This window comes from Virgisporangium aliadipatigenens, from assembly GCF_016863615.1.
Taxonomy (GTDB): domain Bacteria; phylum Actinomycetota; class Actinomycetes; order Mycobacteriales; family Micromonosporaceae; genus Virgisporangium; species Virgisporangium aliadipatigenens.
In genome coordinates this window covers 107,756-129,572 of record NZ_BOPF01000019.1, presented here as the reverse complement: position 1 = coordinate 129,572, position 21,817 = coordinate 107,756, and the positions used below count along the sequence as shown (strand labels likewise).

The following is a 21,817-nucleotide window of genomic DNA, read 5'->3' as shown; positions in this document are numbered from 1 at the left end:
CGGGCGCCGATACTACGGTCCATGTGGAAGTGGTGGGTCGCCTGGGCGACGGTCGTCGTCGCGCTCGGCTTCACCACCGGGTACTGCTACGCGGCCAGGCCAAGGTCGTGCAGCTCGCGTGCCTCGCGGGCGTAGCGGGCCAGCGCCTGGCAGGTCTGCGGCCCGGCGGTGCCGTCGACGGTCAGCCCCACCCCGGCCTGGAACCGGCGCAGCGCTGCCGTCACCTCCGCCTCCCGGGCGTCGCGCCGCAGCATGCCGATCTCACTGAGCAGCGCCCGAACGGTGGCCGGATCGGCCGGCGGGGCGGCGCCCTCGGACGCGCTGACCGTGCCGGCCAGCACGGCACCGACCACGCTGAGTGTGCGACGAACGGACATGGCGACCTCCTCGCTTCCTGACCCGAGTCTGGTCGGCGCAGCGTGGCGGTACCTCAGGGAAACCTATGAGCGTCCCCTGAGATCCACCTCTCAGGGTCCCGCCAAGGCGTGGGCGGTTGTGTCCGGTTCCTAGGCTCCGGCCGACCGGCGGCCGCGGTGCGGGCGTTGCGGGGCAACGGCGTCACGACGCTGGCGTCCGCGCCGCCCGCACGGACGTGCTGCGCGCCATTTCCTACGAGTAGGCCCAGGGCGCCGGCGGAAACGCGCACGTAGCAAAAGTGGCGCGCTGCCGCCATGTCCTCGTTCCGCCAGCGCCCGGGTACTGCCGTCGGTGGCGGCCGGCCGCAGAATCGCATCGACGACCGTGCCCATTGCGGCCGTCCGGAGAGGAATACACATGTTGCGTCGCCGTCTGACGGCCGCCGTCACCGCGCTCGCCGTGGCCGTTCTCGCGCCGGCGCCGGCGCGTGCCGAGCCGGCCGTCGAGGATCCGCAGGGCTCGCCGGCCGCCAAGGTCGCGGGCGAGGTCGACCGCGATCTCGCCGCCACGGGCACGGCCACCGTCCTGGTCACCGTCGCCGGCGAGGCGGACCTGGGTGCCGCCTCGAGCATCGCGGAGCGTTCCGGTCGAACGTCTTCCGTGTACCGCGCGAAGGTCGACCACGCCGAGCGGACCCAGCGGGACGTGCGGCGGCTGCTGGACGCGCGCGGCGCGACGTACACGCCGTTCTGGATCGCCAACGTCATCGAGGTCACCGGCGACGCCGCGCTGCTGCGGGAGGTGGCGGCGCGGCCGGAGGTGAGCCGGATCGACCCGGTGGGTCACGTGATGACCGCCGAGCCGCAGCGGGTGGCGGCGGCCGGCGCATCGGACGTCGACCTGCCGTGGAACCTGACCCAGATCGGCGCCGACCGGGTCTGGCACGACTTCGGTGTGCGGGGCGAGGAGATCGTCGTCGGCAGCATCGACTCCGGCGCGCAGTTCGACCATCAGGCGCTGGTGCGCCAGTACCGGGGCAACCTCGGCAACGGCACGTTCGACCACAACTACAACTGGTACGACCCGTCGAAGGTGTGCGGGAACCCGTCGCTGAAACCCTGCGACAACAACGGCCACGGCACGCACACCATCGGCACCATGGTCGGCGACGACGGCGCCGCGGCGGTTCCCGGGGTGGCGCCCGGCGCCAAGTGGATCGCGGCGAAGGGCTGCGAGGCGCGTTCGTGCAGCGACCCGGCCCTGCTCAAGGCGGGGCAGTGGATGCTGGCCCCGACCGACCTCAACGGCCGCAACCCCCGCCCCGACCTCGCCCCGCACGTCGTGAACAACTCGTGGGGCGGCCCCGACGAGGGCAACCCCTGGTTCGACGAGATGATCGACACCTGGCGCGCGGCCGGCATCTTCCCGGTCTTCGCGGCCGGCAACGACGGCGAGAACGGCTGCCGCACCGCCGGCTACCCGGGCAGCAGCCTCCTCGCCTACGGCGTGGGCGCCTACGACTCCACCGGCGCGATCGCCGCGTTCTCCTCGCGCGGGCCGGGTCGCGACGGCAGCACCCGCCCGGACATCGCCGCGCCCGGCGTGAACATCCCGTCCGCCTACCCGGGCGGCGTGTACGCGCTGATGGACGGCACCTCGATGGCCGCCCCGCACGTCGCCGGCACGATCGCGCTGCTGTGGTCGGCCGTCCCGAACCTGCGCCGCGACGTCGAGACCACCCGGAAGCTGCTGGACGCCAGCGCCACGGACGCGGCGGACCTCACGTGCGGCGGCACGCCTGCGGACAATCCGGTGTTCGGGGAGGGCAGGCTCAACGCGTTCGACCTCATCGCGAGCGCGCCGAGCGTCGGACCCGACGGGGTCGTCGCGACGGTGACCGGCGCGGGCGCCCCGCTCGAAGGGGTGAAGGTGGCGCTGCGCGGTGAGCGGGTGACCCGCGGCGGCCGCACCGACGCCGCCGGCCGGGTCGAACTCGGGCGCGTGCCGGCCGGCGACTACACGGTCGTGGCGAGCCTCTTCGGCCGGGTCACCGCCCGGCAGAACGTCACCGTGGGGCGCGACGGCGCGGCCACCCTCGCCTTCGACCTGACCGCGACGGCGCCCTGGCAGCAGGTGCGCGGCGTGGTGCGCGACCCCGCCGGCCGGCCGGTCGCCGGCGCCACCGTCGCCGCCGTCGAACATCCGGAGGTCAGCGCCGTCACCGACGCGCAGGGGGCGTTCGCGATCTGGCTGCCGGAGGCGGAGCACGCGCTGCGCGTGTCGTACGGGCGCTGGCTCGCCGACCGCGTGGTGGACGTGACCGTCGACGGGCCGGAGAACGTCGAGGTCGCACTTCTCGCCAAGACGAACCCGTACGGCTACACGGCTTCGGTCGAGCCGGCCGACTGGATCGGCGGCGGCATCGAGCTCTCCTCGACCGCCGAACCGGTCGCGCTGCCGTTCCCGGTGAGCTTCTACGCCGGCACGTACCGGTCGGTGACCGTGCACACCGACGGCTACCTCACCTTCGGGCCGTCCGCCGACACCGATCCGGCCGTCTACGCCTTCCGCGACGAGCTGAAACTCGACGCCAAGTCGTCCGTACGCACCCGTACGGTCGGCTCCGGCACCGACCGCCGGTTCGTGGTCACGTGGAGCCGTGTGCTGGTCAAGGCGTCCGGGGCCCGGGTCGACATCCAGGCGATCCTCGGGGAGAACGGCCGGATCACCCTGCAGTACAAGGGATTGGGCACCGGTGCCGGTGCGGGCGGGAGCGCGCTCGTGGGGATCGGCGGCGGTGCGGCGTTCGGGCCGCTGACGTACTCGGCCGACGAGCCGGTGCTCTCCGACGACGTCGCGGTCTCGTTCGCCATCCCCGGCACCGGGCTGCTGCGCGGCACCGTGCTCGACGCGAACGACCGGCAGCCGGTGGGCGGGGCGATCGTGGCGTTCTCCTCCGGTGGGCCCACGTCGTCGGTCGTGGCCGACGGGACGGGCTTCTTCCAGGTGCGGCTTGCCGCCGGGGCGGCGCAGTTGGTCGCCGGCCACCGGGGCTACGGCACCCTGTCCCGAACGCTCGACGTGCCGGCCGGTGCGCTGCGCGAGGAGAAGCTCCCGCTGCTCGCCGGCACGCTCAAGGTCGCCGGCTCCGACGTCACGATGACCGTTCCGGCCGGGAAGACGCGCACCCGCACCGTGGGTCTCAACAACCGGGGCGGCATGCCGACCGCCTGGACCGCACAGGAGATCAACGCACCGGTGCCGCCGGCCACCGAGCCCGGCAAGGTGTTGCAGACGATGCCGGTGCCGGCCATCGAGCGCGCGGGCGGCGTCGCCTACCGCAACGGCGAACTGTGGATCCCGGACTCGTTCGTGTGGCGGCGCATCGGCCGGTACACGCTCGACGGGAAGCTCATCGGCATCGGGCAGACCGGGTTCGAGGCGAAGCTCGGCGACCTGGCGTACGTGCCGGGGCGGGACCTGATGTGCGGGGTGAACCAGACCATCGAGTTCCGGTTCCCGATCCAGTGCTTCAATCCGGAGACGCTGGAACTCGTGTCCACGCTCGACGGCGACTGGGGCGGCGACTTCAACTTCGGGCTGGCGTACCGGGCGGCGGACGACACGTTCTACCTCGCGGACTCCTCGCAGCAGACAATCCTTCGCATCGCGGGCCTGTCCCACCCCGAACCGGGGGCGGTCCTCTCCTCCTGCAAACCGGCCGGCGTGCAGGAGGTGCGCGGCCTGGCCTACAACGCCGACAAGCACCTCCTGTGGGCCAACAACCAGGACGTCGACCCCGACAAGGAACGCATCTGGGCGCTGGACCCGGACACCTGCGCGGTGCAGGGCTCGGTGGCCGACCCGGACCCCGCGGACCGCAGCGCCGCCGGCATGGACCTCGACCCGTCCGGGAACATCTGGCTCGCCGGCCGCCGCACCGCACTGGAAACCGGCAGCGTGTACCGCATCGACGGCGCCACGCCCGCCTACAGCGACGTCCCCTGGCTGACCCTCGGCCGGAACGCCGGCACGGTACCCGCCGACGGCCACGCCGACCTGACCCTGACGGTCGACACCACTGGCCTCGCACCGGGCACGTACACCGCGGTGGTGATGGTCGGCAACGACACGCCACGCACGCCGGCCACCCCGATCACGATCACGGTGGTGGTGGGTTCGCGCATGACCTGATGGAACGGCGTCCGTCCGGGCCCCGCCACCCGGACGGCCGCATCGGGCCGGGGCGGGGCGAGGCGGTCTGGGGAGGCCGCCCCGCCCCGGCCGTACACCAGGGGGTGGTGGGGAAGCGGGCGGGGCGGTCTGGGGAGACGCCCCGCCCGACCATCCACTGTGGACACGGCTGCGGCGGGAATCTCATGCACCGCCCGACCACGGCGCAGCCCGACTGCGCAACAGCTCGAACAGGCTGGCGAAGCTGTCGTCACCGTGGCCGTCGGCGACGCGCCGGTCAAGCAGCGCGCGCAGCGGGGCGTGCACCTCCGCGTCGACGCCCTGGCTCCGGCTGACTCCGACGATGTTGGCCACCGCGATCCGGTTCATTCCGACCGGCGAGAAACTCTCCGCGTAGGCGCCCGAGTCGATCTCGGTCGCCAGGTCGGTCATGAACGCGGCGATTCCCTCGAGCCATTGCGTGACGAGCGGGACGAAGCGTGCCGCCGGGACGCCGACGGTGTCGAGCAGGGCGGCGCCGTGCAGGAATCCGGTGAGGGCGGCGTAGCCGCTGCCGAGCAACGCCGTGTCCCACAGTTCGGCGGCGGCGGGGTCGGGGCCCAGGTAGTGGCCGGCGGCCAAGCGGTCCAACACGTGCCGGTGCGATTCGAAGCCTTCCCGGCTGCCGCTGTAGAGGAAGAATGCTTCGGGTGTGGCCACGGTCTGCGGCACGGCCATCATCGCACCGTCGACGTACCGTGCGCCCCGCTCTTCCCACCGTGCTGCCATGGCCCGTGCCTGGTCCGGGGTGCCGGTCGTGAGGTTGACGACGGTGCGGCCGGGAAGCGCCTGCGCGGTGCGCGTGAGGAGTTCGGCGACGCCGTCGTAATCCAGCAGCGTGACGAGTACCAACGGGCTGGCGAGTACGGCGGCCGTGGCGGATTCGGCCTCGGCGGCGCCGCGGGCCACAAGGTCGGCGGAGCGGCCGGGGGTACGGTTCCACACGGTCGTCCGGTACCCGGCGGACAGCAGAGCGCCGGCAAGGGCCGTGCCCATCCGGCCGAGGCCGAGAATCGTGACGGCTGAACGGTCATCGCCGGAGCGGGAAGGTTCGGTCATGGCCGTGAACGTAGAGTTTCACGTGGACGTCAGAGTCAATCAGCAGTGTTGGGGGTCACATGCGAATCGGTGAACTCGCCCGCCGTACCGGCACGACCGAACGGGCCCTGCGCTACTACGAGGAGCAGGATCTCCTGCGCCCGGCGCGGCGGCCCAGCGGCTACCGGGAGTACGTGGAGACCGATGTGCGTACCGTGCGCAACATCCGGACCCTGCTGGCCGCCGGGCTCAACACCGTCACGATCGGCGAGGTGTTGCCGTGCATGGTGACGGACGGCGAGGCGCTCGTCCCCGCCTGCCCCGAGCTGTCGACCGTCCTGCTCCAGGACCGCGAGCGGCTGACCGAGGCCATCGACGACCTTCAGGCCGCCCGCCGCGTGTTGGACGCCATCATCGCCGGCGCGGGCAGTCCGGCCGCCCGCCGCGTCGACGCCTGCCAGCCGGCCTGAGCAGTTGTCCACCTAGAGCCAGTCGTTCTTCGCCACGTACCAGCCCAGCTGCATGCGCGTGGCGCTGCCGGTGACGTCCATCAGCTGGCGCAGGCGGCGCTGCACGGTCCGCAGCGACATCCCCAACTGCGACGCGACCGCCTTGTCCGGCAGGCCGGTCATCAGCAGCGACAGGACGCGCCGGTCCATCGGCGTCGGCACCGCCCAGCGGTCCAGGTCCTCGACGGCGTCGCCGGCGGGCGCCAGGCGCAGCGGGCTGGCCCGCTCCCACACCTGGGTGAAGAGTGCGACGAGCACCTCGACCCAGGCGTCACCCTGCACCTGCAGCGCCCACGGCTCGCCGCCCGCGCCGGGCCGGGGGAACGACAGCAGCGCCGAGCGGCGGTCGGAGACGGCGAGTTTGCAGGGTACGTCGAGCGCGGCGCGGGCCTGCTCGCCGAGGGCGACGAGGCGGCCGATCTTCGTAGCGGCGTCGGGCTGTTCCAGCGCGCGCCGGTCGTAGACGATGCGGTACACGACGCCGCGGGAGAGCAGTTCGTGCTGGATCGGGTTGTCGTACTGCTTCGCGGCGTACGGCGGCCGGTCGAAGCCGAGCATCTCGGTGCGGGTCGAACGCTGGAACCGTTCGAACGCCCGCAGGATCGCCGGGCCGCCGACCACCGCCTGCAGGCCCGGCTCGCTGATGCGGATGCTGGTGTGCTGTTCGGCCCAGCGGCGCAGTTCGACGCGGGCCTCCTGCAACGTGTGCATGCGGTGCAGGATCAGCGAGTCGATGGCGAGGTCGGGCGGAGCCGCCCGGGCGAACCCGTCGTCGAGGGTGATCAGTCCGTGGTCCTGCAGGGTTTCGGCGGCGTTCGTCACGTCCGCCGGTGTGACGGCCAGCCTGCGCGCCAGAGCGTCCACTGAGGACGGTTCGTCGAGCAGCGAACGGTAGAGCCGTTCCTGCAGGTCGGTCAGTCCGAGCCGGTCGAGCATCCGGGAACTGTAGGCCGCGCGGCGGAGAAACGCCACGTGGACCCGTGTCGTCGGGTGATCGCACTACCTCGGCGCGCATCCCCGTCCGACGTGGACCACACTGTCCACATCGGACAGACCCTCGGTACGGTGGGTGATGAGCAGCACGGTCCGCCCGCGCGTGGCCCTCAACAGGTCCGCGGTCAGTTCGGCCGCCGTCCGTTCGTCGAGGTGTTCCGTCGGCTCGTCCAAGATCATGATGGGGAACGGCATCAGCAGCGCACGGGCCAGTGCGAGCCGCCGCTGTTCGCCGCCGGACAGCAGCACGCCGTGCTCGCCGACCGGGGTGCCGAGGCCCTGCGGGAGCGCACGCGCCCAGTCGAGCAGCCGCGCGGCGCGTAGCGCCTCCTCCAACTCGGCCGTGGTGGCGTCGGCGCGCGCGACGCGCAGGTTGCGTTCGACCGTGGTGTCGAAGAGATAGGCGTCCTCGCCGAGATATCCGATCACCTGGCGCACGTCATCGCCGCGCAGGTCGCGCAGGTCCACGCCGTCGAGGGTGATCCGGCCGGCGGTCGGGTCGAGGAAGCGCACGAGCAGCGCAGCCACGGTGCTCTTGCCGGCTCCGCTCGGCCCGACGAGCGCGATCCGCTGCCCGGGTTCGAGCGTCAGGTCGAACCCGCGCAGCACCGGCCGGTCGGCGGACCAGCCGGCGTGCACCCCCGCCAGCCGCAGGGTGTGCGGACCGGTCGGCAGCGGCGCGGGGTCGGCGGGTTCGGTCGCGGGCAGTGGTGCGGCAAAGACGGCGGCGATGCGGCGCAACGCCTCCCGTGCCCCGGCGAGGCGCTGCGCGGCGGCGGGCACACCGGAGACCGCCTCGAACACGGCAGGCGGCGTGAGCACGACGACGGCGAGTAGTTCGCCGTCGAGCCGCCCGGCACGCACGGCCACCGCGCCGGCGACCAGCCCGACGAGCATGCCGATCCCGGAACTCAGCACGGTCACCGCCGCGCCGACGCCGGTGGCCGCGGCCGAGCGGCGTTCGGCGGCGCGCAGCCGCGCGTCGGTGTCCGCCACCGCCGCCAGCCGGGCCCCGGCCGCGCCGTGGGCGATCAGGTCGGGCAGGCCGTGCAGCAGGTCCACGACGCCGGTGGAAAGTTCGGCGCGCAGCGGCGCCAGCAGGCCGTCGGCGCGCCGCGCGACCAGCCCCTGGAGCAGCGGCACCCCGACGCACACGACGAGCAGCCCCACGGCCAGCGCGACCCCGGCGGCCGGCAGCATCGAGCCCACCAGCAGCACCGAACCGGCACCGACGACGGCGGCGATCGTCACCGGCAGCAGCACCCGCACCAGGACGTCCACGACGGCGTCGACATCGGCGACGAGGCGCTGCACCAGATCCGCCCGCCGGAACGCCGCCAGCCCGGCCGGCGCGCGCTCGGCCAGCGCCCTGAACACCCGCACCCGCAGCTCGGTCAGTGTGCGCAGCGCCGCGTCGTGCCCGACGAGTCGTTCCAGGTAGCGCAGTACGCCCCGGGAGATCCCGAACGCCCGCACGGCCACGATCGCCACCATCAGGTGCAGCACCGGCGGGTGCAGCGCGGCGCGCGAGATGAGCCACGCGGATGTGGCGATGAGCCCGATCGCGGCACCCGCCGCGCCCACCCCCGCGACGACGGCGAGCACGAGCATCGGCCCGGCCGGCCGCGCGGCGGTCAGGAGCACACCGGCCCACCCGCCGGCGACACGCGTCACCCCGCTCGCGCCCGCGGTCACCCCGCTCGCGTCAACCGTCGGCGGGCTCATGTCCGTGGTCGCCCCGCTCGGGTCAGCCGTTGCCCCGCTCGCTGTCATCTCGTCGGGCGTGTGCGCCGGGCTCGCCTTGCCGGCCGGGTCGGGGGCAGTGGTCGTGGCGGCGGTGGCAGCCGCCTGCCGCGGAGCCACGGGTCGGGTCATCGGGCCGGCTCCGCGACCGCGCCGACGCGGAGTTCCCGGTCGGCAAGCGCGATCAGGTCCGGCCGGTGTGCGGCCATGATGACGGTACGCCCGACCGCGAGCCGGCGGATGCCGTCGCGCACGACGGCGGCGGTCTCGGCGTCGAGGTTCGCGGTCGGCTCGTCGAGCAGCACCAGCGGGGCGTCACGCAGGAACACCCTTGCGAGCGCGATCCGCTGGCGCTGCCCGGCCGACAGCCCCGCCCCGTCGTCGGCGAGCACCGTGTCGAAGCCGTTCGGCAGGGCGGAGACGAACTCCAGCGCACCGGCCGACGCGGCCGCGGTGCGGACCTGTCGCGGGGCGGCGTGCGGGTCGCCGAGGCGGATGTTGTCGCGGATCGTCCCGGCGAAGAGGGTGGGACGCTGGGGGAGCCACGCGACCGTCCGGCGCCAGGCAGCGGTGTCCACTTCGGACAGTGGTCGTCCGTCGACGGTCACGGCGCCATCGCTCGGCGCGGTGAAGCCGAGCAGCACGTCGAGCACCGTGGACTTGCCGCAGCCGCTCGGCCCGGTCAGCGCCACGAACTCACCGGGGAGCACCGTGGCGCTGAACGGTGGCAGGCCCGGCCGGTCCCGCCCGGCGCGTTCGACCGTGACGCAGTCGAAGCGGATTGCGCCGAAGGATGCTGGCGCGGTGCCGGAGGGTGCGGGGGGCGCGTCGAGGACCGCGAAGACGTCGTTCGCCGCCGCCAGGCCCTCCGCGCTCGCGTGGAACTGGGCCCCGACCTGCCGCAGCGGCAGGTACGCCTCGGGCGCCAGGATCAGCACGACGAGCGCGGTGTGCAACGTCAGTTCCCCCGATACCAACCGCAACCCGATGCCGACCGCGACGAGCGCGACGGAAAGGGTGGCGAGCAGCTCCAGCACCAGAGCCGACAGGAACGCGACCCGCAACGTGCGCACGGTCAGCCGCCGGTACTGCTCGCCGGCCTCGCGGATGGTCGCCTCCTGGGCCCGGGCCCGGCCGAAGACGCGCAGCGTCGGCAGGCCCGCGACCACGTCGAGGAAGTGGTGCGACAGCCGGGCCAGAGTCCGGAACTGCCGCCGGTTCGTCGCCTCGGTGTGCATGCCGACGAGCGCCATGAACAGCGGGATCAGCGGCAGCGTCAGCACGATCGTGGCGGCGGCGAGCAGGTCGGCCGGCGCGATGCGGGTGAGCACGACGGCCGGCACCGCGAGGGCGAGCACGAGCTGCGGCAGGTAACGCGCGAAGTAGCCGTCGAGCGCGTCGAGGCCGCGCACGGCGAGCGTGGCCAGTTCGCCGCTGCGACCGCTGCCGGCCGGCCCGTCCGCGACGAGCCGCGCCAGCAACGCCCGCCGCAGTTGGCTCTTGACCGCCGCGCTCGCCCGGACCGCCGCGACCTCCTGCGCCCACGCCACCGCCGCGCGGGCGACGACGACGGCGGCGAGGCCGGCGAGCACGGGACCGAGAGCGGACACCTGCGCCCCGTCCAGGAAGACGGCGGTGATGCCGGTGGCGAGCAGGCTCGCCTGGGCCACCACGAGTCCGGCGAGCGTCACGCCGAGCACGACCGACAGGATCAGGAATCCGCGGCTCGCCCCGGCGTGGCGCAACAGCCGGGGGTCGAGGGGCTTCACGCGTGCACCGGCGGGATCTGCTCGACGGTGATCCGCTTGCGGAACACCCAGTACGTCCACGCCTGGTAGCACAGCACGAGCGGGGTGAAGACGATCGCGACCCAGGTCATGATCGTGAGGGTGTAGGGCGTCGAGGCCGCGTTGGTCACCGTCAGCCCTTCGCCGCCGGGCAGCGTCGTCGGCATCACTTGGGGGAACAGGGTGACGAACAGCGCCGCCGTGGCGAGCACGATCGTCAGGGCGGTGCCGACGAAGGCGAGCCCCTCGCGTTCGCGCAGGATCGCGGCGACGGCCGCGAGCAGGACGAGCGCCGCGAGGCCGGAGAGGATCCAGCCGCCGGTGTCGTCGTCGCGCAGCTGCGTCCAGAGCAGGAACCCGGCGGCGATCACCACGGTCGGGCCGGCCAGGCGGACGGCGAGGCGCGCGGCGTCCCGGCGGATCGGCCCGTCGGTCTTCAACGCCACGAAGACGGTGCCGTGCAAGAGGAACAGCGTCAACGTCGTGGCACCGCCGAGCAGCGCATAGGGGTTGAGGAGGTCGAAGAAGCCGCCGACGTACTCGTGCCGCGCGTCGAGCCGGACTCCGCGCAGGATGTTGCCGAACGCCACACCCCACAGCAGGGCCGGCACGAGGCTCCCGCCGATGATGCACGCGTCCCAGCGCCGTCTCCACTGTGGACTGTCCACCTTGCCGCGGTACTCGAAGGCGACGCCGCGCAGGATCAGCGCCACCAGGATGAGCAGCAGCGGCAGGTAGAAGCCGGAGAAGAGGGTGGCGTACCACTCGGGGAACGCCGCGAAGGTGGCACCGCCGGCCACCAGCACCCACACCTCGTTGCCGTCCCAGACCGGGCCGATCGTGTTGATGAGCACGCGCCGGCGGGTCTCGTCGCGGCCGAGCAGGGGCAGCAGCATGCCCACCCCGAAGTCGAACCCCTCGAGCACGAAGTACCCGGCCCACAGCACCCCGATGAGGGCGAACCAGACGGTTGTCAGTTCCATCGCAAAGGCTCCTCAGTACGCGAACGCGAGGGGACGGTCGGCCTCGTCGTCCGACTCCGCCGGGGATTCGATCTCGGGCGCGCCCGCGCGCGAGTAGCGCAGCAGCAGCCCGAACTCCACGACGGCCAGGACCCCGTAGAGCAGCGTCAGCACGGTCAGCGACGTGGCGGCCTCGCCGGGGGAGACGCTCGGCGACACCCCGTCCGCGGTCCTGAACACCCCGAACACCGACCACGGCTGGCGGCCCATCTCCGTGAAGATCCAGCCGAAGGAGTTGGCCAGCAGCGGCAACGACACGGCCCACGTCGCCGCGATCCACAGCCATCGTCCACTGTGGACCCGTCCGCGTCGGGTCCGCCACAGCGCCAGCGCGGCGATCAGCGCGGCCAACGCCCCGAACCCGATCATCAGCCGGAACGACCAGTACGTGACGGGAACGTAGGGCACGTAGTCACCCTCGCCGTACCGCGCCGCGTACTGCGCCTGGATGTCGTTGATGCCCTCGACCTCGCCGGACGGCGACCCGGTCGCCATGAACGACAACAGCGACGGGATGCGCACGCTCGCGACCTCCTCGCGCCCGTCCAGCGAGCCGATCGTGAAGATGGAGAAGCTCGCCGGTTTGTCCGTCTCGTAGAGCGCCTCCGCGGCGGCCATCTTCATCGGCTGCTGTTCGGTCATGATGCGCGCCTGCAGGTCACCGGTGACGAAGACGCCGATCGCCGCCACGATGACGACCCAGGCGCCGAGGCGCAGCCCCGGGCGGAACACCTCCGGCTGCCGGCCGCGCCGCAGGTGCCACGCGCTCACGGCCAGCATCAGCGCGCCGGCCGTCAGGAAACACGCGGTGACGGTGTGCGGGAACGTGACCAGCGTGGTGGAATTCGTCAGGACGGCCCAGAAGTCGGTCAGTTCGGCGCGGCCGGTGTCGGCGTTGAAGCGGTACCCGACCGGGTGCTGCATCCAGGAATTCGCCGCGAGGATGAAGTACGCCGACAGCAGGGTGCCGATCGAGGCGAGCCAGATCGCCGCGAGGTGCAGCCTCTTGGGCAGCCGGTCCCACCCGAAGATCCACAATCCGAGGAACGTCGACTCGAGGAAGAACGCCAGCAGCCCCTCGATCGCCAGCGGCGCGCCGAAGATGTCGCCGACGAAGCGCGAGTAGGCGGACCAGTTCATCCCGAACTGGAACTCCTGCACGATGCCCGTCACTACGCCCATGGCGAAGTTGATCAGGAACAGCTTCCCCCAGAACTTCGTCGCCCGCAGGTACTCGACCTTCCCGGTCCGCACCCACGCGGTCTGCAGGCCGGCGACGAGCGCCGACAGTCCGATGGTGATCGGCACGAAAATGAAGTGGTACACGGTGGTGATGCCGAACTGCCACCGCGCCAGGTCCAAGGCATCCACCCGATCAGGATCAACAACGACCGCGGCCGTCCCCAGAGTCACCCGCACCGAGGGCGCGGGACCAAGGTCCCGTCCGCCACGGACCGCCGTGCTGTCGACCGCGACCTCCGAAGGGGCTGCCGCGGCCTGTCACTGATGTGATCCGGTTGGCGACCCGGTCAGCTGACGACGAGCCCCGCCGCGGCGAACTGTTCGCGCACGCGGGCGATCAGCTCGGAACGGGGAGGCGCCACGTCCTCGAGTGGAAACGGTATTCCGAGGCGTTCGTACTTGGCGGCGCCCATCCGGTGGAACGGCAACACGTCCACGCGTTCCACTGTGGACAGTCCGGCGGCGAAGCGGGCGAGCCCGGCGACGTTCTCCGGCGCGTCGGTGAGCCCCGGCACGAGGACGAACCGGATCCACATCGGCACACCCAGGCCGGCGACGCGTTCGGCGAAGGCGAGCGTGGGTTCGAGTTCGACGCCGGTGACCCGTTTGTAGGTGACGGGATTCCAGGACTTGATGTCCAGCAGCACCAGATCCGTGTGCGAGAGAAGAGCGTCGCTCGCCCGCGCGCCGAGGAAGCCGGAGGTGTCCAGGGCGGTGTGCAGGCCGGCCTCCTTCGCGCCGGTCAGCAGCGCCCCGGCGAACTCCGGCTGGCGCAGCGGTTCGCCGCCGCTGAGCGTGAGCCCGCCGCCCCGGGTCGTGAACGGGCCGTAGCGGGCGGCGCGGTCGATGACCTGACCGGCGTTGGTGGCATCGCCGTCGCGGATGTGCCACGTGTCCGGGTTCTGGCAGTAGAGGCAGCGCAACGGGCACCCGGCGAGGAACGCCACGAACCTGGTGCCCGGCCCGTCGACGCCGGTGGAGAGGTCCCAGGAGTGCAGCACTCCCGGGACCTCGCGCCACGTGCGTGCGGTCATGACTTGTCGTGGAACGTGCGGTTGATGACGTCGCGCTGCTGTTCCGGGGTGAGGCGCACGAAGTTGACGGCGTAGCCGGAGACGCGCACGGTCAGCTGGGGGTACTTCTCCGGATGGGCCATCGCGTCGAGCAGGGTCTCCCGGTCGAGCACGTTGACGTTCATGTGGAAGCCGCCGGCGGTGGTGTAGCCGTCGAGCACGCCGACCAGGTTGGTGATCCGCTCGTCCCGGGTGCGGCCGAGGCCGTCCGGGGTGATGGTGCTCGTCAGCGAGATGCCGTCGCGCGCGCTCTCGAACGGCAGCTTCGCCACCGACACGGCGCTGGCGACGAGCCCGTGGCGGTCGCGGCCGTTCATCGGGTTGGCGCCCGGGGCGAACGGCTCGCCGGCCCGCCGGCCGTCGGGCGTGTTGCCGGTGTGCCGGCCGTAGACGACGTTCGACGTGATGGTCAGCACCGACTGGGTGTGGATGGCGTCCCGGTAGGTGGGGCGGCTGCGCACCTTGTCCATGAACGCCTGCACCAGCCACACCGCGATGTCGTCCGCGCGGTCGTCGTCGTTGCCGTACGTCGGGAACTCCCCGTCGACCACGTAGTCGACGACGAGGCCGCTGGCCGCGTCGCGCACCGGCGTGACCGTCGCGTAGCGGATGGCCGAGAGGCTGTCGACCGCGACGGAGAGGCCGGCGATGCCGCACGCCAGGAAGCGGCGCACGGGGTAGTCGTGCAGCGCCATCTCGAGGCGTTCGTAGTCGTACCTGTCGTGCATGTAGTGGATGGTGTTGAGGGCGTCGACATACGTCGCGGCGAGCCAGTCGAGCGTGCGGTCGTAGGCGGCCAGCACCGCGTCGTATTCGAGCACGTCACCGGTCAACGGTGCGCTCGGCGGGGCCACCTGTGCGCCGCTCACCTCGTCGCGCCCGCCGTTGACCGCGTACAGCAGCGCCTTGGCCGCGTTCACCCGGGCGCCGAAGAACTGCATGTCCCGCCCGACGCGCATGCCCGAGACGCAGCAGGCGATCGCCGCGTCGTCGCCGAGGTAGGGGCGCAGCAGTTCGTCGTTCTCGTACTGGATGGCGCTGGTGTCCAGCGACACCTGGGCGCAGAACCGCTTGAAGCCGGCCGGCAGCGAGGGCGACCACAGCACGGTCAGGTTCGGCTCCGGAGCCGGCCCCAGGTTGTAGAGCGTCTGCAGATAGCGGAACGACGTGCGGGTCACCAGCGTGCGGCCGTCGTCCGACATGCCGCCCAGCGACTCGGTGACCCACGTGGGATCGCCGGAGAAGAGCTGGTCGTACTCGGGCGTGCGCAGGAACCGGATGATGCGCAGCTTGATGACGAGGTCGTCGATGAGCTCCTGCGCGCGTTCCTCGGTGAGGCGCCCCTCGGCGATGTCCCGTTCGAGGTAGCAGTCGAGGAACGTCGCCGTGCGGCCGAGCGACATGGCCGCGCCGTTCTGCTCCTTGGTCGCCGCGAGGTAGGCGAAGTACAGCCACTGCACCGCCTCGTGCGCGGTGCGCGCCGGCCCGGAGATGTCGAACCCGTACGAGGCGGCCATCTGCTTCAGTTCGCCCAATGCGCGGATCTGCTCGGACAGCTCCTCGCGGTCACGGATCACGTCGGCGATGGCCGGGCGCTCGTCCAGCCCCGACTTCTCCAGCCGCTTCGCCTCGACGAGGAAGTCCACGCCGTACAGCGCCACCCGCCGGTAGTCGCCGATGATGCGACCCCGGCCGTAGGCGTCCGGCAGGCCGGTGACGATGCCGGCCTTGCGCGCGGCCAGGATCTGCGGCGTGTAGGCGTCGAACACGCCGGCGTTGTGCGTCTTGCGGTACTCGGTGAAGACGCGCCGCAGCGTCGGGTCCAGTTCGTAGCCGTAGGCGGCCAGCGACGACTCGACCATGCGCAGCCCGCCGAACGGCATGATGGCCCGCTTCAGCGGCGCGTCGGTCTGCAGGCCGACGATGAGCTCGTTGTCCCGGTCGATGTAGCCGGGCGCGTGCGCGGTGATGGCCGCCGGGGTCGTGGCGTCCACGTCGTACACACCGCGTTCGCGCTCGACGGGGAACATCGCCGTGAGGGCGTTCCACAGCGCGCTCGTGCGGCCGGTCGGCCCGGCCAGGAAAGCCGCGTCGCCGCTGTACGGGCGCACGTTGGCGCGCACGAAGTCGGCCACGTCGACGCGGTCCCGCCAGCGGCCGCCCTGGAACCCGCGCCAGGCGGTGGGTGCGACGGTGGTCACGGTCTCGGTCATCGGTCAGCCCTTCTATCCACAGTGGAGGGTCAGTGCGCGATCAGCACGGGGCTGTCGGAGTGGTGCAGCAGCTGCGTCGCGACCGAGCCCAGCAGGGCACCGACGGTCGCGTTGTGGCCGCGCGAGCCGACCACGACCAGGGCGCCGCTGTGCGAGATGTCGACCAGCATGCGGGCGGCGCTGCCCCGGCCCACCAACGCCTCCACCGGCACGCTCGGGTACTTCTCCCGCCACGACGCCAGCGCGGTGTCCAGGTCCTCGGCTGCCGCCTGGCGGATCGCCTCGGCCTCGCCCGGGATCGGCGCGTACGTGATGGTCCACGCCGGCACCGGCACCCGGTAGGCGTGCACCGCCACGACACCCGTGCCGCGCGCGGCAGCCTCCGCGAAGGCGACGCCCAGGACGGCGTCGGCGCGCTCGAGCGTGTCCACGCCGGCGATGACCGGACGGCCGGCCGGTTCGGCGTTGCCGCGCACCACGACGACCGGCACCTGTGCGTTCAGCGCCACGTGCTGGCTCACCGAGCCGAGCAGCAGGCTGCCGAAGCCGCCGTGGCCGCGGTTGCCGACGACCAGCAGGCGCGCGCCGCGCGAGGCGTCCAGGAGCACGTGCCCGGGCGTTCCCGCGATCGCGGCGCCGGTGGCCGTTGCGGTGCGGACCTCCGCCACGGCCTCGGCGACGATCTCCTCGGAGAGCTCGCGGACGACCTGCTCCAGCCGTTCCGCCCCACCGAACCGGGCCGCCCGGACGTCCGTCTCGTACGCCGCGACGATGCGCAGCGCCGCGTCGTGACGGGCGGCCTCGGCGGCCGCGAAGCGCAGTGCGGCGCGGCTCTGGGTGGAACCGTCCACCCCGACGACGATCTCGTTGCGCTCCATGGCGTCCTCCCTCGGGACTCGCGCTCTTCGCCTCCAGCCTGATCCGGCGGCGTCGATCCCCGCAGGGCCGACCGCCATCGGGCGGGGGGACTTTGGACCCGAACCCGATCAGGCCCTCCAACCGCCGTCGGAGGTGACGACCGCGCCGTTCCTCGCGCACGCTCACGCCCAGGGCACATCGGCCCTACGGAGGCGGCGGACCAAGGTCCGGGCGCGCGGGGACCAGCAGCACTGACGCCGTGGGCGGACGCGCCGTTAGCGTCACGGCGGAAGCATCGAAAGCCTTCGAGGAGGTCGTCATGAGCGGCTTTGCCGTTACCGACGTCATGTCCACCAATGTCGTGTCGGTGACCGCGGACACGCCGTTCCGGACCGTGGTCGACGCCATGGACGCCGCGTCGGTCAGCGCCGTTCCGGTGGTGGACCGGGACAACCGGGTGCTCGGCATCGTGTCCGAGACGGACCTGATGTACAAGCTGGAGTTCGCCGTCGAGCGGCCCCGGCTGTGGGAACGCCTGACGCACCGCCAGGAGGCGGCGAAGGCGGCCGGTGTGGTGGCCGGGGACCTGATGAGCGCACCGGCGGTGTCGGTGTCGTCGAGCAGTTCCGTCAAGGCCGCCGTGCACCTGATGGAGTCGACCGGTGTGCACCGGCTGCCCGTCGTCAACGACCTGGGCCGGCTCGTCGGCATGGTGACCCGGCGCGACCTGCTGCGGGTGTTCCTGCGGCCGGAGGGAGACATCGCCCGCGACGTCACGGCCGACGCGCTGCCGGCCGGGGCGGGCGACGACGTCACGGCCGAGGTGCACGACGGCGTCGTGGCGCTCGACGGCGAGGTGCGGCTGCGCTCCACGGCGAACGACGTCGCCGAGGCGGCCGGCAGCGTCGAGGGCGTCGTCGCGGTGGAGAACCGCATCGCGTGGCGCCACGACGACGGCCCGCTGGCAAGTGTCGGCCTCGGCTGAGTCGGCTCGACCGGCCGGCGTCGACGAGCGCGGGTGGCGGTGTCGGAGGCCGCGTCGCGACCCGGGCCCGGTCCGGCGAACGGACTTCGCAGGCACGTGACGGTGCGGCCCGGGCAGCGGCCCATCGACGAGTGTGTAACGATCGACCGATGTCGGGGGAACCGGAAGACCCGCACCGCGGGCGCGTCCTGGGCTGGTCGATCATTCTGCTGTTCAGCACGCTCGCGGTGCTGTTCGTGCTGTGTCTGGGCCAGAAGTACCTGGACTGACGGCCGCGGCCCGTCCACGACGTCCACCACGCCGGCGAACGCGCGCGTGAGGCTCACCGCGATCCGGGCCGTGGAGCGGCGGTCGACGGTGCCGGTGAGGGTGACGACGCCGTCGTCGACCGTGACGGCGATGTCGGTCGGTTCGAGCAGCAGGCTCCGTTCCACGATCTCCTATCGGACATTGCCTGCCTCCGAATACGGCCGCCGGCCGACCGGAACGGTCGACCGGCGGTTGCGCGCTCGGGATCAACCGGTCTTGCCGATCGGAATCTCCCGTTTGCTCGCCGTCGGCGCGGTCAACGGCACGGTCACCGTCAGGATCCCTTTGTCGTAGGCCGCGGCGATCTTCTCCTCGTCGGCGTTCGCGGGGAGCCGGATCGTTCGCTGGAAGACGCCGTAACGGAACTCGGAACGGGTCGACGTCCTCTCCTCCTCACGGCGCTCCGCGTGGATCACCAGCATGCCGTCCGTCACCGTGAGCGTGACGTCCTTCTCCGGGTCGAGGCCGGGCAGTTCGGCGCGAACCGTGTACTCCTCGTCGGTCAGGGTGTCTTCCACCCGCATCATCGAGGAGAGCCGGAACGGGAACTCGGGTTCGAACAGTCCGCCGACGTCGGCGAAGAGACGGGGCAGCAGCGGAGCCATCGATAACACCTCCATTCGCCTGTTGTCTCCATTGCATCCGCGGTACCGGCCGGCGGACAGGGCGGAAGGCCCGTGCGTGGCTAGGCCGCTCGACCCTGGACGAGCACCCGTTCGCCCAGCTCCGGCACGACGGCGCACCAGCCGAGGTCGTGCCGGATCCGGGCGGTGAGCGCTGCGGCGGCGGCCGGTTCGCCGTGCACCACGTAGCAGGTGTGCGGCGGTGCCGGCATCCCGCGCAGCCACGCGAGGAGACCCTCGGCGTCGGCGTGCGCGGACAGGTCGTCCAGGCCGGCCACCTCGGCCCGCACCGGCACGTACTCGCCGAAGATCTTGATGGCGGCGGCGCCGTCGAGCATGGCGCGGCCCCGCGTGCCGGGTACCTGGAAGCCGGGTAGCAGGATCAGGTTCCGGGCGTTCGGCGCGAGGTGTACGAGGTGGTGCAGGACGCGACCACCGGTGGCCATCCCGGAGGCGGAGACGAGGATCGACGGCGTGGTCAGCCGGTCCAGTGCCGCGGACTCCTGCGGGCTGTGGGCCAACCGCAGTTCCCCCGGGTCGAACGGGTCGTGCGCGCGGCCGCGCACCTCGTCCCGGATCTGCAGGTCGCCGGCGCGCACGGCGGCGCGGTACACCTCCAGGGCGGCCTGTGCCATCGGGCTGTCCACGTACACCGGCACCGTCGGCAGCGCGCCGGAGCGCATCAGGTCGCGCAGCGCCATCAGCAGCACGGCCGTGCGGTCGACCGCGAACGCCGGCACGAGCACCGTGCCGCCGCGGGCGAGCGCGCGCTCCACATGTTCAGCGAGGTGGTGCAGCGTGCGTGGCGGGTGCCGGCGATCGCCGTAGGTCGACTCCACGACGACGGCGTCGGCGGCCGGTGGCGGCTGCGGCGGGCACAGCAGCGGATGGTCGTCGCGGCCGAGGTCGCCGCTGAAGACGACGGTCCGCCCGCCGGACTCCAGTTCCACAGTGGACGATCCGAGGATGTGGCCGGCCGGGCGCAGTCGGACCCGGGCGTCCGCCCCGATCGGCGTCATCCGGTCGAACGGCACCGGCCGGAACAGGTCGATCGCCTTCTCCGCGTCGGCGGTGTCGAACAGCGGCAGCGCCGGGGTGTGTCGGCTCGACCCGCGCCGGGTGGCGTGGGCGGCGTCCTCCTCCTGCAGGTGTGCCGCGTCGCGCAGCACGATCGCGGCGACCTCGGCGGTGCGCGGCGAACACAGCACCGGACCGTGGTAGCCGTGGCGCACGAGGCGCGGCAGCCAGCCGCAGTGATCGAGGTGGGCGTGGCTCAGCACGACCGCGTCGATGCCCTCCACCCGCAGCGGGAACGGCGACCAGTTGCGCCGGCGCAGTTCCCGCGCGCCCTGGTACATCCCGCAGTCGACGAGCACGGTCCGGCCGGACGGCGCGGTGACGGCGAAGCGGCTGCCGGTGACGGTGCGCGCGGCGCCCAGAAAACTCACGGCGGTGTTCATGACGACCTCCGAGACGATGCCCCCGGGTCGTGCGCGCCGGGGCGCACCCCCAGGGCGGTCAACTCCAGCATCCGTTCGATGTCGCGGGCGGCCAGCTGCCCGACCAGCACCTCGCCGTCGACGACCGGCAGCGGACCGAGCCGCGACAGCACGGACGGGACGGCCATCGACAGCGGCAGGTCGGGAGCGAACGCGCCGTGCACGGGCCGGCTGGCCGCGCCGATCGACATCGTGCGCCGGTCCCACGCGGAGAACCGTCCGCAGGACTCCAGGTCGACCGTGCCGACCGGATGGCCGCCGGCGTCCACGACGAAGAAGGTCCGGTGCCGCGAGCGCGCCGCGACGGCGTCGACGAACTCGGCGATGCTCACGTCGTCGGCGACTGTGGGTGGACACGGATCCATCGCCGCGCGCACCGGCAGCGGGCCGAGCAGACGGTCGACCCGCGCCGCACGCTCCTCCGCCCGTGCCGCCCCGGCCACGAACCAGCCCACCAGGATGAGCCACAGCCCGGACAGGTCGCCGAGAACCATGACGATCAGGCCGGAGACCACGAGCGCACCGCCGACGAAGCTCCCGGCGCGGGCGGCGGCCACCACCGCGCGGGCCCGGTCGCCGCGCCAGCGCCACAGTGCCGCGCGCAGCACCCGTCCACCGTCCAACGGCGCGGCCGGAATCATGTTGAACACGGCCAGCAACAGATTGATGGTCGCCAGCCAGGCGAGTGCGGTGACCGGGACCGGCGACACGAGCGACCGAACGGCGAGCGCCGCGGCGAAGCAGACGCCGCCGATACCGGCGCTGGTCAACGGTCCGACGGCCGCGACCCGCAGGTCGGCGGTCGGCGTCGGCGGGTCGCCGTCGAGTTCGGCCACTCCGCCGAGCAGCCACAGGGTCACCCGCCGCACGGGGATCCCGTAGTGACGTGCCACCAGCGCGTGGGCCAACTCGTGGGCCAGCAGCGAGGCGAGGAACAGCGCGGCGGTGCCCAGCGCGACGCCCCAGTAGAGCCACGCGGGCCGGCCGGGCGCACCGGTGGGCAACGCCACCATCGCCAGACCCTGCGCCAGCAGGAACATGATGACCAGCACGGACCAGTGCAACCCGATCGGAATCCCGGCGACACGGCCCATGCGCACCGTCTGCTTCATCGTGTCCTCCCCGGTCGCGTGACACCTCGACCGTCGCCCCGGCCGGCCCGCGCCATGAGGGCCGAACGTCCCGGCCGACCCGGCTGCCCGGCCTGAGCCACATTCGCCTGGATCCGGGACGAGAGGGTCCGGGCCGTCGCGGCACCGGAAGCCGCCGGTCTGGCTCGGCGCCGCCGGGTGGTGGCGGCGGGCCAGGACGAACAGCCGTACGGTGACCGGGT

At 72.6% G+C, this 21,817-nt stretch carries 16 protein-coding genes and 1 pseudogene; 3 read left to right on the top strand and 14 right to left on the bottom strand.

The window, feature by feature from the left end; genetic code table 11:
* Positions 1-86: 86 nt before the first annotated feature.
* The gene (locus Val02_RS25150; protein WP_203901660.1) at positions 87-377 is read right to left on the bottom strand and encodes a peptidoglycan-binding protein; all 291 of its coding nucleotides are present in this window, start codon (positions 375-377) and stop codon (positions 87-89) included.
* Positions 378-774: 397 nt separating this feature from the next.
* On the opposite strand from Val02_RS25150, the gene Val02_RS25145 reads away from it, so the two are divergent.
* Positions 775-4,551, top strand: coding sequence for a S8 family serine peptidase (locus tag Val02_RS25145; protein ID WP_203901659.1), 3,777 nt, complete (start codon positions 775-777; stop codon positions 4,549-4,551).
* A 183-nt stretch (positions 4,552-4,734) separates the two neighbouring features.
* Here Val02_RS25145 and Val02_RS25140 read toward each other — a convergent pair whose 3' ends face one another.
* Positions 4,735-5,649, bottom strand: a complete 915-nt coding sequence (locus tag Val02_RS25140) for an NAD(P)-dependent oxidoreductase (RefSeq protein WP_203901658.1) — start codon at positions 5,647-5,649, stop codon at positions 4,735-4,737.
* 59 nt (positions 5,650-5,708) lie between these two features.
* Here Val02_RS25140 and Val02_RS25135 point away from each other — a divergent pair, with 59 nt between their 5' ends.
* Positions 5,709-6,098: a MerR family transcriptional regulator gene (locus tag Val02_RS25135; protein ID WP_203901657.1), complete on the top strand. Its 390-nt coding sequence runs from the start codon at positions 5,709-5,711 to the stop codon at positions 6,096-6,098.
* 12 nt (positions 6,099-6,110) lie between these two features.
* Here the strand turns inward: Val02_RS25135 and Val02_RS25130 are convergent, their stop codons facing one another.
* The 8 genes from Val02_RS25130 to Val02_RS25095 all read right to left on the bottom strand — a co-directional run bounded on the left by Val02_RS25130 (position 6,111) and on the right by Val02_RS25095 (position 17,088).
* A complete protein-coding gene (locus Val02_RS25130; protein ID WP_203901656.1) occupies positions 6,111-7,073 on the bottom strand; it encodes a hypothetical protein in 963 nt (320 codons plus the stop codon).
* A 63-nt stretch (positions 7,074-7,136) separates the two neighbouring features.
* Complete coding sequence (cydC, locus tag Val02_RS25125; protein ID WP_239153314.1) at positions 7,137-9,005, bottom strand: thiol reductant ABC exporter subunit CydC; 1,869 nt, start codon at positions 9,003-9,005, stop codon at positions 7,137-7,139.
* Positions 9,002-10,642: a thiol reductant ABC exporter subunit CydD gene (cydD, locus tag Val02_RS25120; RefSeq protein ID WP_203901655.1), complete on the bottom strand. Its 1,641-nt coding sequence runs from the start codon at positions 10,640-10,642 to the stop codon at positions 9,002-9,004. The genes cydC and cydD overlap by 4 nt, the downstream gene beginning before the upstream one ends.
* A complete protein-coding gene (cydB, locus tag Val02_RS25115; RefSeq protein WP_203901654.1) occupies positions 10,639-11,643 on the bottom strand; it encodes a cytochrome d ubiquinol oxidase subunit II in 1,005 nt (334 codons plus the stop codon). The genes cydD and cydB overlap by 4 nt, the downstream gene beginning before the upstream one ends.
* Positions 11,644-11,655: 12 nt before the next feature.
* A complete protein-coding gene (locus tag Val02_RS25110) occupies positions 11,656-13,053 on the bottom strand; it encodes a cytochrome ubiquinol oxidase subunit I (RefSeq protein ID WP_203901653.1) in 1,398 nt (465 codons plus the stop codon).
* 158 nt (positions 13,054-13,211) lie between these two features.
* Complete coding sequence (pflA, locus tag Val02_RS25105; protein WP_203901652.1) at positions 13,212-13,958, bottom strand: pyruvate formate-lyase-activating protein; 747 nt, start codon at positions 13,956-13,958, stop codon at positions 13,212-13,214.
* The gene (gene pflB, locus Val02_RS25100; RefSeq protein WP_203901651.1) at positions 13,955-16,210 is read right to left on the bottom strand and encodes a formate C-acetyltransferase; all 2,256 of its coding nucleotides are present in this window, start codon (positions 16,208-16,210) and stop codon (positions 13,955-13,957) included. Before pflB ends, pflA begins: the two co-directional genes overlap by 4 nt.
* A gap of 29 nt (positions 16,211-16,239) precedes the next feature.
* On the bottom strand, positions 16,240-17,088 hold the full coding sequence (locus Val02_RS25095; protein WP_203901650.1) for a universal stress protein: 849 nt from the start codon (positions 17,086-17,088) through the stop codon (positions 16,240-16,242).
* A gap of 299 nt (positions 17,089-17,387) precedes the next feature.
* Here Val02_RS25095 and Val02_RS25090 point away from each other — a divergent pair, with 299 nt between their 5' ends.
* Positions 17,388-18,053, top strand: a complete 666-nt coding sequence (locus Val02_RS25090) for a CBS domain-containing protein (RefSeq protein WP_203901649.1) — start codon at positions 17,388-17,390, stop codon at positions 18,051-18,053.
* 293 nt (positions 18,054-18,346) lie between these two features.
* On the opposite strand, the pseudogene Val02_RS48700 reads toward Val02_RS25090, so the two are convergent.
* The 4 genes and pseudogenes from Val02_RS48700 to Val02_RS25070 all read right to left on the bottom strand — a co-directional run.
* Positions 18,347-18,487, bottom strand: a pseudogene (locus tag Val02_RS48700) (BON domain-containing protein); the annotation flags it as partial.
* Positions 18,488-18,568: 81 nt separating this feature from the next.
* Positions 18,569-18,967, bottom strand: a complete 399-nt coding sequence (locus Val02_RS25080; protein ID WP_203901648.1) for an Hsp20/alpha crystallin family protein — start codon at positions 18,965-18,967, stop codon at positions 18,569-18,571.
* An 80-nt stretch (positions 18,968-19,047) separates the two neighbouring features.
* Positions 19,048-20,445 carry an MBL fold metallo-hydrolase RNA specificity domain-containing protein gene (locus tag Val02_RS25075; protein WP_203901647.1) on the bottom strand — a complete coding sequence of 466 codons (1,398 nt, stop codon included), beginning with the start codon at positions 20,443-20,445 and terminating at the stop codon, positions 19,048-19,050.
* Positions 20,442-21,596, bottom strand: coding sequence for a site-2 protease family protein (locus tag Val02_RS25070; RefSeq protein WP_203901646.1), 1,155 nt, complete (start codon positions 21,594-21,596; stop codon positions 20,442-20,444). Before Val02_RS25070 ends, Val02_RS25075 begins: the two co-directional genes overlap by 4 nt.
* Positions 21,597-21,817: the final 221 nt, after the last annotated feature.

What these genes read in the sequence shown, in the direction of transcription:
- pflB (WP_203901651.1), bottom strand. Translation starts at nt 16,210, where the DNA reads ATGACCGAGACCGTGACCACCGTCGCACCCACCGCCTGGCGCGGGTTC.
- Val02_RS25145 (WP_203901659.1), top strand. Translation starts at nt 775, where the DNA reads ATGTTGCGTCGCCGTCTGACGGCCGCCGTCACCGCGCTCGCCGTGGCC.
- Val02_RS25135 (WP_203901657.1), top strand. Translation starts at nt 5,709, where the DNA reads ATGCGAATCGGTGAACTCGCCCGCCGTACCGGCACGACCGAACGGGCC.
- Val02_RS25150 (WP_203901660.1), bottom strand. Translation starts at nt 377, where the DNA reads ATGTCCGTTCGTCGCACACTCAGCGTGGTCGGTGCCGTGCTGGCCGGC.
- Val02_RS25130 (WP_203901656.1), bottom strand. Translation starts at nt 7,073, where the DNA reads ATGCTCGACCGGCTCGGACTGACCGACCTGCAGGAACGGCTCTACCGT.
- Val02_RS25095 (WP_203901650.1), bottom strand. Translation starts at nt 17,088, where the DNA reads ATGGAGCGCAACGAGATCGTCGTCGGGGTGGACGGTTCCACCCAGAGC.
- Val02_RS25075 (WP_203901647.1), bottom strand. Translation starts at nt 20,445, where the DNA reads ATGAACACCGCCGTGAGTTTTCTGGGCGCCGCGCGCACCGTCACCGGC.
- pflA (WP_203901652.1), bottom strand. Translation starts at nt 13,958, where the DNA reads ATGACCGCACGCACGTGGCGCGAGGTCCCGGGAGTGCTGCACTCCTGG.
- cydC (WP_239153314.1), bottom strand. Translation starts at nt 9,005, where the DNA reads ATGACCCGACCCGTGGCTCCGCGGCAGGCGGCTGCCACCGCCGCCACG.
- Val02_RS25070 (WP_203901646.1), bottom strand. Translation starts at nt 21,596, where the DNA reads ATGAAGCAGACGGTGCGCATGGGCCGTGTCGCCGGGATTCCGATCGGG.
- Val02_RS25140 (WP_203901658.1), bottom strand. Translation starts at nt 5,649, where the DNA reads ATGACCGAACCTTCCCGCTCCGGCGATGACCGTTCAGCCGTCACGATT.
- Val02_RS25090 (WP_203901649.1), top strand. Translation starts at nt 17,388, where the DNA reads ATGAGCGGCTTTGCCGTTACCGACGTCATGTCCACCAATGTCGTGTCG.
- Val02_RS25080 (WP_203901648.1), bottom strand. Translation starts at nt 18,967, where the DNA reads ATGGCTCCGCTGCTGCCCCGTCTCTTCGCCGACGTCGGCGGACTGTTC.
- cydB (WP_203901654.1), bottom strand. Translation starts at nt 11,643, where the DNA reads ATGGAACTGACAACCGTCTGGTTCGCCCTCATCGGGGTGCTGTGGGCC.